General features: G+C 72.3%; 2 protein-coding genes. Both read left to right on the forward strand.

Annotated features, from left to right (window positions below):
• Positions 1-2,036, forward strand: a 2,036-nt coding sequence (locus tag IJH84_RS11585) for a YcaO-like family protein (RefSeq protein ID WP_295143853.1), incomplete at its 5' end; no start/stop codon positions are given.
• A 6-nt stretch (positions 2,037-2,042) separates the two neighbouring features.
• Positions 2,043-2,249, forward strand: a 207-nt coding sequence (locus IJH84_RS11590) for a hypothetical protein (RefSeq protein WP_295143856.1), incomplete at its 3' end; no start/stop codon positions are given.

Here is a 2,249-nt window from a genome sequence, read left to right on the forward strand (position 1 = left end):
CCGGCGCAACGGCGGAGGTGGCGTGGTGGGAACTCCCGGACAGCACCCTCGCCGGGCTCGCCGAACGCGGCGTGCTGGTGCCCGCCGATCAACCGCTGCGCAGGCACCTCGCCTACGAGCCTCCGCGCGCGCAAGCCGGAACGGTGCGGGTGCTGGGCGATGATCAGCTGAGCACCTCGATCGCATCGTCCCTGCGGGACAACGGGATCGCGACGACCTGCGACGCGGCGGCCCGCGACGGGACTGCCCGCGACGCGACGGGCCGCGACGGGACGGACGGCCGCCCCGCGCAGGCTTGGGTGCTTCCGCTCGTCGCGCCGGAGGACGACCTGCGGGCCGTGACCGAACGCGCGCTCGGGAACCGGGCACCGATCGTCGTTTTCGCCTGCACACCGCGGAAACTCCACACCGCGGTGCTGCGCCCGCCGAGCACGGCGTGCCCGCTGTGCGTGGTCCGGCGGATCCGCGCGAACTGGCCCGGCCAGGACATCGCCGACGCGCCGCTGGAACTGCTGCTCGGCACCTGCTCGGAGCCCGGCTGGCCCAGCCACGACGCCATGATCGGGCTGGTGGCGCACACCGTGTTGCGCGCGGTGGGTGCCGGTACCGGCGATGGTGGCGATGCGGCCGAACTCGTCGAACTGGACTTGGATTCCTGGGCGAGCACGCGGCATCCCGCTCTGCACCTGCCGGGGTGTCCCGCCTGCGCTCGCGAGGTGCGCACGCCGCCCCAGCAGGACGGAACGGCGCCCGCGCTCGCCGCGAGCTGGCAGCGGATGCAGCGCGCCATCGACCCGCTCACCGGCATCTTCGCCTCGGTTCAGGACCGGCGCCCGGAGGGTTCGGAAACGACGCTGGCCAACACCGTCGGCGGCACGGAGACGGGGTGGTTCTCCGCGGTCTCGGCGTGGACGGTGAGCGGCTCGGCCAAGCACGATCCGCTGGAAGCACGCGTGTGCGCGCTGGGCGAGGGGCTGGAGCGCTACGCGGCGGGCATCTACGATCCGGACGACTTCGTGCGCGGCTCGTTGTCGGAGCTGGGCGCCGCCGCGGTGGATCCGCGCGAGCTGCCGCTGGGTTCACCGGCGGAATACCGCTCGTTCCGGCGTTTCGCGCCCTACCACCCGGAGCTGGTGATCGACTGGGTCGTGGGAGTCGACCTGAGCACCGGGCAACCGCGCTACGTGCCTGCAGGCACCGTTTACGTGCCCTACAAGGCGCCGAACCGCCGCGAACGCCTGTTGAATTCGGTCTCCACCGGGCTGGCCGCGGGTAGTACCCGCGACCAGGCGCTTCGCGGCGGGCTGCTCGAAGTGGTCGAACGCGATGCCTTCGCGATCTACTGGTACAACCGGCTCCGCGCGCCCAGCCTCGACCTGGACGGCCTCCCGCCGGGTGCGGTGCGCACCGTGGTGGAACGGATGCGGCTGCGCGGTATCGAGGTCATCGCCAAGGACATCACGACGGACCTCGGCATCCCGACGATCCTGCTGCAGGGGCGGCTGACGACTCCGGAACGGCCGATCGTCCTGCACTCCAGCCGATCCGCGCTGGACACCGGCGAAGCGCTGCTCGGCGCCTGCGAGGAACTGGAACTCGGGTTCTGCCAGATCGACGGCCTGTTGCGGACCCGCGCGGTGCCCGAGGACGGCGTCACGTTGGGGCACATGTGGGACTTCTACCTCTACTACTGCCGCGCGGACCGCGCCGAACTGCTGGACTGGACGCGCGAGGGGCCGCTGCAGCAGGTGCCGCCGTCCCGGCGACCGAGTGAGTCCGATGTGGACGAAATCGTGGCGCTGCTGGCCGCGGCCGGTCATCGGCCCGTCGCCGTGGACATCACGCCGATCGACGTCGCCGAGTGCGGGGTGAGCGTCGTCCGCAGCATCGTTCCGGGGCTGCAACCGGTGGTCTTCTCCCAGAAGTTCCGGCATCTCGGCGGCCGCCGCGTGTTCGAGGCACCGGTGCGGATGGGCCTGCGCGAGCAGCCGCTCGGCGAGCAGGAGCTCAACCCGCTGCCGCTGCCGATGGCGTGAGGACCCATGCCCTGCACACCGGAGGCACCGCGCGTCGAACACTCGCTGTGCCGCGCGAACGCCCCCTATCGGATCGAGGTCGGCGGGGCGCTGACCGGCGCGGGTTTGGTGCGCGACAAGCACGTTCTGACGGTGTGGAGCGACCGGAGGTGGACGCTGCGCCGCGGCGCGGCAGCACCCGGCGGCCCACCGGTCGCGCGCCGATACCCGCAG

Origin of the sequence: Saccharopolyspora sp. (assembly GCF_017434145.1) — a bacterium.
GTDB lineage: Bacteria > Actinomycetota > Actinomycetes > Mycobacteriales > Pseudonocardiaceae > Saccharopolyspora_C > Saccharopolyspora_C galaxeae.